Origin of the sequence: uncultured Escherichia sp. (genome assembly GCF_948475835.1) — a bacterium.
In the GTDB taxonomy this organism is placed as follows: domain Bacteria; phylum Pseudomonadota; class Gammaproteobacteria; order Enterobacterales; family Enterobacteriaceae; genus ECMA0423.
The window spans coordinates 1-7,736 of the sequence record NZ_CAOLGM010000037.1; the positions used below are offsets into that span (position 1 = coordinate 1).

General features: G+C 48.7%; 5 protein-coding genes and 1 pseudogene (1 of these 6 running past the window's edge). 3 read left to right on the top strand and 3 right to left on the bottom strand.

The window, feature by feature from the left end; all coding sequences use genetic code 11:
• From QZF50_RS09445 to ycaO, 3 genes are all read right to left on the bottom strand, one after another.
• Positions 1 to 1,229 (bottom strand): pyruvate formate lyase family protein (locus QZF50_RS09445; RefSeq protein WP_290388864.1); only part of this gene is annotated, 1,229 nt, incomplete at its 3' end.
• A gap of 54 nt (positions 1,230 to 1,283) precedes the next feature.
• Complete coding sequence (focA, locus tag QZF50_RS09450) at positions 1,284 to 2,141, bottom strand: formate transporter FocA (protein WP_000642546.1); 858 nt, start codon at positions 2,139 to 2,141, stop codon at positions 1,284 to 1,286.
• A gap of 405 nt (positions 2,142 to 2,546) precedes the next feature.
• Entirely contained in the window at positions 2,547 to 4,307 is a 1,761-nt protein-coding gene (gene ycaO / locus QZF50_RS09455; protein ID WP_001307086.1) for a 30S ribosomal protein S12 methylthiotransferase accessory factor YcaO, read from the bottom strand.
• 129 nt (positions 4,308 to 4,436) lie between these two features.
• On the opposite strand from ycaO, the gene QZF50_RS09460 reads away from it, so the two are divergent.
• The 3 genes and pseudogenes from QZF50_RS09460 to aroA all read left to right on the top strand — a co-directional run.
• A complete protein-coding gene (locus QZF50_RS09460) occupies positions 4,437 to 5,129 on the top strand; it encodes a DUF421 domain-containing protein (RefSeq protein ID WP_000642849.1) in 693 nt (230 codons plus the stop codon).
• 198 nt (positions 5,130 to 5,327) lie between these two features.
• A complete protein-coding gene (serC, locus tag QZF50_RS09465) occupies positions 5,328 to 6,416 on the top strand; it encodes a 3-phosphoserine/phosphohydroxythreonine transaminase (RefSeq protein WP_001471308.1) in 1,089 nt (362 codons plus the stop codon).
• Between the two features lie 70 nt (positions 6,417 to 6,486).
• Positions 6,487 to 7,736 (top strand): annotated as a pseudogene (gene aroA, locus QZF50_RS09470) (3-phosphoshikimate 1-carboxyvinyltransferase) (it continues 37 nt past the right edge of the window).

Genomic DNA, 7,736 nt, shown 5'->3' on the forward strand with positions numbered 1-7,736 from the left:
AAGTCCGGACGCATCAGGTCATCGTTCTCATACTGCAGAGAAGAGGTGTCGATGGACACTTTAGCGGCGAATTTCTTGAAGTTCAGCGGCAGTTTTTCAGACCACAGAATGGTCATGTTCGGTTCCGGAGACGGACCCATGGTGTACAGGGTGTTCAGGAAACGGAAGCTGTTTTTGGTAACCAGGGTACGACCGTCGAGGCCCATACCACCGATAGATTCGGTTGCCCAGATCGGGTCGCCAGAGAACAGTTCATCGTATTCCGGAGTACGCAGGAAGCGAACCATACGCAGTTTCATGACCAGGTGGTCAACCATTTCCTGCGCTTCTTGTTCGGTGATCTTGCCAGCTTTCAGGTCACGTTCGATGTACACATCCAGGAAGGTGGAGGTACGACCGAAGGACATTGCAGCACCGTTCTGAGACTTAACAGCAGCCAGGTAGCCGAAGTAAGTCCACTGGATAGCTTCCTGAGCTTTGGTAGCCGGACCAGAGATGTCGTAGCCGTATTTCGCAGCCATTTCTTTCATCTGACCCAGAGCGCGGTGCTGTTCAGCGATTTCTTCGCGCAGACGGATAGTCTGTTCCAGGTTTACGCCGTTTTCCAGATCAGCCTGCAGAGAAGTGAACTGTGCCAGTTTGTCTTTCATCAGGTAGTCGATACCGTACAGCGCAACGCGACGGTAGTCACCGATGATACGGCCACGGCCATATGCATCTGGCAGACCGGTCAGAACACCAGATTTACGGCAACGCAGGATGTCCGGAGTGTAAACGTCGAACACGCCCTGGTTGTGAGTTTTACGGTATTCAGTGAAGATTTTTTTGATCATCGGATCCAGTTCGCGGTTGTACGCTTTGCAGGAACCTTCGATCATTTTGATACCACCGAACGGGATAAGAGCACGTTTCAGCGGAGCTTCAGTCTGCAGACCAACGATTTTCTCAAGCTGCTTGTTGATGTAGCCAGCGTCGTGAGAGGTGATGGTGGAAGCAACAGCGGTGTCAAAGTCAACTGGCGCGTGAGTGCGGTTTTCCAGTTTAACGCCTTCCATTACTTTGTCCCACAGGGTGGTGGTCGCTTCAGTAGCGCCAGCCAGGAAGGACTCGTCACCCTCGTACGGAGTGTAGTTTTTCTGAATGAAGTCACGGACGTTTACTTCATTCTGCCAGTCACCTTTGGTAAAACCTTCCCAGGCTGTGGCTAACTTTTCATTAAGCTCGGACATGTAACACCTACCTTCTTAAGTGGATTTTTTATTTACTGCGTACTTCGACAACCATTAATGGTGATCGTTTTCACGCAGGTAAATGACCCAGTATGTCAACCCAACCAACAAACCACCGCCGATAATATTACCGATCGTAACCGGAATCAGGTTATCAGTGATGAAGTTCATCACGGTCAGGTGAGAAAAATTTTCCGGTGCAGAACCGACAGCGGTCCAGAATTCCGGAGATGCGAAGTCGCGGATTACAATACCCATCGGGATCATAAACATGTTTGCGATACTGTGCTCAAAACCGCTGGCAACAAACATCGCGACCGGCAGCACCATAATGAACGCTTTGTCCATCAGGCTACGGCCAGAATAACTCATCCATACTGCCAGACATACCATCAGGTTTGCCAGGATACCAAGGCAGACGGCCTCAATAAAAGTATGGTGCACTTTGTGGTCGGCGGTTTGTAGGACGTTTAGTCCCCATTGACCATTTGCGGTCATATACTCGCCGGAAAGCCACATTAAAAGTACAAACAGCAGTGCGCCGACCAGGTTGCCAAAATAGACATTTAGCCAGTTTTTCGCCAACTGACCCCAGGTGATGCGCCCACTCGCCTTAGCAACAACAATCAACACTGTGGAAGTAAAGAGATCGGCTCCGCAGACAACACAAAGAATCAGCCCCAGAGAGAAGCAAATGCCGCCAACCAGTTTTGCCATGCCGAAGGGCATTGTGCCTGTGCCAGTGGTTGCTGTGATATAGAAGACGAATGCGATTGAGATGAAAACACCGGCGGTAATCGCCAGATAGAAAGTCTTAAGCGGATGTTTCGTTGCTTTATAGACACCCGCCTCTTCGGCCACTTTGGCCATTGCAGCAGGAAGTAAAAGATCAAAAGGGTTGTCAGCTTTCACACTAACTCTCTCTTTATTAAGTCGGCGACGAGATACTAACAAAGCATTATAGATGAGAAATTGATATAGATCATATCTCGCCTGGCTTATAGGCCCGTAACTCGCATGGTTTTTATGCAAATACGGAGTAAATATTTGATTATCCAAATAAAAATAAATTTTAAAAATTAACAAATGAGTTGAATTTTTTCCGCATCCTCCGCTAAAACAGTTAATTAAAAGGGAGCATCAGGCGAATAAAGTAACAATATCGATCGTATTTATTAAATACAAATTACCGATATTTAACCTTATAATTACAATTATTTTATTAATGCAAATATATGTAAAGCGGGGCATTAAAAAAACGCCCCGTAATATAACTCAGACTAATCATTAAGCCTACATTGCGTAGGCTATTTGATTTTATTTTGCCCAGAATGCTGCTTTGGCGCGCTGCAGCTTTTCGTAGGCCTTCAACAACGACTGATGTGCAGCAAACGCGTGCAGATCGCTATCTACCGGTTGCAGGCCGTAAAACGCCGCTTCGCCGCTAATTGCCGCACTGGCGGCTTCTACGGCATCTGCGCCGTACATGCGAACAAACGCATTCAGATATTGCAGCGGCTGGCGATCTTCTTCCTGTGCCAGTAATAACAACGTTTGCAGGCAGCGATAATAGTTGGCGCGTTCCGGACTAAATACTGATGAGTTAAACTCCATCGTCCATTCGGTCCAGACCAGAGCCTGTTCCAGATCGCCACCAGCCAGCGCCAGCATGGCTTTTAATTCACCGATACGCAGGGTGTACCAACCGTTATCCGACCCGGTCGCCAGACCCAACAGCTCACGCACGCGGGTAAAGTCATCAAAACCTTCTTCATCCAGTTGCTCGATGAGGTTCAGGTAATCTTCTTTTTCCCACTCGCTGCCTGGTAGCGAAAGAATCGTTTCACGTAAATGGCTGCCCATACTGTTATTCGCGAGCCACAGATCTTCAGCCGGATAAATATCGGACATGCCAGGCACGATAATGCGGCAAGCGTAGACACCCAGATGCTCGTAATCGGCAATATAAACTTCTTTATCTTCCTTTTTGAAGATAGCCATCAGCGTGGCGAACTCTTCTTCCGTGGTGCCGGAGAAATTCCAGTCCACAAACGGATAATCGGCATCCTGCTTGAACAGGTCCCAGGAGATTAAACCGCTGGAATCGATAAAGTGCGTTTCGAGGTTGGTATGTTCAGCGACTTCTTCATCATCGAAGGTTGGCGGAGTAAACACATCCAAATCTTTCAGGCCACGACCTTGCAGCAGCTCGGTCACGGTACGTTCCAGTGCTACGCCAAAATCAGGATGCGCACCGAAAGAGGCAAAGCAGGTACCGTTAGCAGGATTGAACAGTACCACGCAAATCACCGGATACTGGCCGCCAAGCGAACCGTCATAAGCGAAGATTGGGAAACCCTCCGCTTCCAGCGTTTCGATGGCTTCAACTACTGCTGGGTAACGCGCCAGCACGTCTGCCGGGATCTCTGGCAGGCTGATGCTTTCAGCAATAATGCGGTTTTTCACGTAGCGTTCGAAAACTTCAGACAATCCCTGAACGCGTGCTTCGTTGCGGGTATTACCTGCGGACATACCGTTGGAGACGTACAGGTTACCAATGATATTCATCGGAATATAAACGGTCTGATTGTCGGACTGACGCGTAAACGGCAGGCCGCAAATACCACGATCTTCGTTACCGGATTGTAGGTCAATCAGCATGCTGCCGGTCAGTTCATTCTCCGGATCATAAAACGCGCGCAGACGGTCATCGAGTAGTCCTTCTGGCACATCGTCATTTTCGGTCAGTGGGAACCATTTTTCGTTGGGATAATGCACGAACGGACCGTTGGCGATGGTTTCGCCCAGCCAGAAATCAGCAAAAAAGTAGTTGGTTGAGAGACGCTCGAAATATTCACCAAGTGCAGAAGCCAGCGCCGCTTTTTTGGTTGCGCCTTTACCGTTGGTAAAACACAGTGCGCACTCTTTGTCGCGAATATGTACAGACCAGACGTTAGGCACAGGATTCAGCCAGGAGGCCTCTTCAATCTGAAAGCCGAGGTCTGAAAGTTTTTGCTGGAAGCGAGCGATGGAATCTTCCAGAGCGGCATCTTTGCCGGGGATAAATGTTTGCGTCATGAAAATCACTTTAGTCGTACGGAAAGCGCGCAATAATACGGGTTTTATCTCAAAGGCGCTATCACCGCCGCCATGCCGATGAACTGTTGACTATGCTTTTAGCGGATAAACCACGATAAGAGCATAAAAATGAAGGCGTTCGATCTCCACCGTATGGCATTTGATAAAGTGCCTTTTGATTTCCTTGGCGAAGTTGCACTACGTAGTCTTTATACCTTTGTACTGGTTTTTTTGTTCCTCAAAATGACCGGAAGACGCGGTGTGCGACAGATGTCGCTGTTTGAAGTGTTAATTATTCTCACGCTGGGTTCAGCGGCGGGAGATGTGGCGTTTTATGATGATGTGCCGATGGTGCCGGTACTTATCGTCTTTATCACTCTGGCGTTGTTATACCGCCTGGTAATGTGGTTGATGGCGCACAGTGAAAAACTGGAAGATTTACTGGAAGGTAAGCCGGTTGTTATTATTGAAGATGGCGAGCTGGCCTGGTCGAAACTCAATAACTCCAACATGACGGAATTTGAGTTCTTTATGGAGCTACGATTGCGTGGCGTGGAGCAGCTGGGGCAGGTACGTCTGGCGATTCTCGAAACCAACGGGCAAATCAGTGTCTATTTCTTTGAAGATGACAAGGTGAAACCGGGTTTACTTATTTTACCCAGTGATTGTACGCAGCGTTACAAAGTGGTGCCGGAGTCGGCGGACTATGCCTGTATTCGTTGTAGTGAAATCATTCATATGAAAGCGGGGGAAAAACAATTATGTCCGCGCTGTGCAAATCCAGAATGGACGAAGGCAAGTCGGGCAAAACGGGTGACCTGACAGTAAAAACATCGGCTTTTTGCTAATAATCCGAGAGATTCTTTTGTGTGATGCAAGCCACATTTTTGCCCTCAACGGTTTTACTCATTGCGATGTGTGTCACTGAATGATAAAACCGATAGCCACAGGAATAATGTATTACCTGTGGTCGCAATCGATTGACCGCGGGTTAATAGCAACGCAACGTGGTGAGGGGAAATGGCTCAAATCTTCAATTTTAGTTCTGGTCCGGCAATGCTACCGGCAGAGGTGCTTAAACAGGCTCAACAGGAACTGCGCGACTGGAACGGTCTTGGTACGTCGGTGATGGAAGTGAGTCACCGTGGCAAAGAGTTCATTCAGGTTGCAGAGGAAGCCGAGAAGGATTTTCGCGATCTTCTTAATGTCCCCTCCAACTACAAGGTATTATTCTGCCATGGCGGTGGTCGCGGTCAGTTTGCTGCGGTACCGCTGAATATTCTCGGTGATAAAACCACCGCAGATTATGTTGATGCCGGTTACTGGGCGGCAAGTGCCATTAAAGAAGCGAAAAAATACTGCACGCCTAATGTCTTTGACGCCAAAGTGACTGTTGATGGTCTGCGCGCGGTTAAGCCAATGCGTGAATGGCAACTCTCTGATAATGCTGCTTATATGCATTACTGCCCGAATGAAACCATCGACGGTATCGCCATCGACGAAACGCCAGACTTCGGCAAAGATGTGGTGGTCGCCGCCGACTTCTCTTCAACCATTCTTTCCCGTCCGATTGACGTCAGCCGTTATGGCGTGATTTACGCTGGCGCGCAGAAAAATATCGGCCCGGCTGGCCTGACAATCGTCATCGTTCGTGAAGATTTGCTGGGCAAAGCGAATATCGCGTGTCCGTCGATTCTGGATTATTCCATCCTCAACGATAACGACTCCATGTTTAACACGCCGCCGACATTTGCCTGGTATCTGTCTGGTCTGGTCTTTAAATGGCTGAAAGCGAACGGCGGTGTAGCTGCAATGGATAAAATCAATCAGCAAAAAGCAGAACTGCTGTATGGGGTGATTGATAACAGCGATTTCTACCGCAATGACGTGGCGAAAGTTAACCGTTCGCGGATGAACGTACCGTTCCAGTTGGCAGATAGTGCGCTTGACAAATTGTTCCTTGAAGAGTCTTTTGCTGCAGGCCTTCATGCACTGAAAGGTCACCGTGTGGTCGGCGGAATGCGCGCGTCTATTTATAACGCCATGCCGCTGGAAGGCGTTAAAGCGCTGACAGACTTCATGGTTGAGTTCGAACGCCGTCACGGCTAATGCCGAAATTTTGCTTAATCCCCACAGCCAGCCTGTGGGGTTTTTATTTCTGTTGTTGAGAGTTGAGTTCATGGAATCCCTGACGTTACAACCCATCGCTCGTGTCGATGGCACTATTAATCTGCCCGGTTCCAAGAGCGTTTCTAACCGCGCTTTATTGCTGGCGGCATTAGCACACGGCAAAACAGTATTAACCAATCTGCTGGATAGCGATGACGTGCGCCATATGCTGAATGCATTAACAGCGTTAGGGGTAAGCTATACGCTTTCAGCCGATCGTACGCGTTGCGAAATTATCGGTAACGGCGGTCCATTACACGCAGAAGGTGCCCTGGAGTTGTTCCTCGGAAACGCCGGAACGGCAATGCGTCCGCTGGCGGCAGCTCTTTGTCTGGGTAGCAATGATATTGTGCTGACCGGTGAGCCGCGTATGAAAGAGCGCCCGATTGGTCATCTGGTGGATGCGCTGCGCCTGGGCGGGGCGAAGATCACTTACCTGGAACAAGAAAATTATCCGCCATTGCGTTTACAGGGCGGCTTTACAGGTGGCAATGTTGACGTTGATGGTTCCGTTTCCAGTCAATTCCTCACCGCACTATTAATGACTGCGCCGCTTGCGCCGGAAGATACAGTTATTCGTATTAAAGGTGATCTGGTTTCTAAACCTTATATCGACATCACACTCAATCTGATGAAGACGTTTGGTGTTGAAGTTGAAAATCAGCACTATCAACAATTTGTCGTAAAAGGTGGTCAATCTTATCAGTCACCGGGTACTTATTTGGTCGAAGGCGATGCATCTTCGGCTTCTTACTTTCTGGCAGCAGCAGCAATCAAAGGCGGCACTGTAAAAGTGACCGGTATTGGACGTAACAGTATGCAGGGTGATATTCGCTTTGCTGATGTGCTGGAAAAAATGGGCGCGACCATTTGCTGGGGCGATGATTATATTTCCTGTACGCGTGGTGAACTGAACGCTATTGATATGGATATGAACCATATTCCCGATGCGGCGATGACCATTGCCACCGCGGCGTTATTTGCAAAAGGCACCACCACGCTGCGCAATATCTATAACTGGCGTGTTAAAGAGACCGATCGCCTGTTTGCGATGGCAACAGAACTGCGTAAAGTCGGTGCGGAAGTAGAAGAGGGGCACGATTACATTCGTATCACTCCACCGGAAAAACTGAATTTTGCCGAGATCGCGACATACAATGATCACCGGATGGCGATGTGTTTCTCGCTGGTGGCGTTGTCAGATATTCCAGTGACGATTCTTGATCCAAAATGTACGGCCAAAACATTTCCGGATTATTT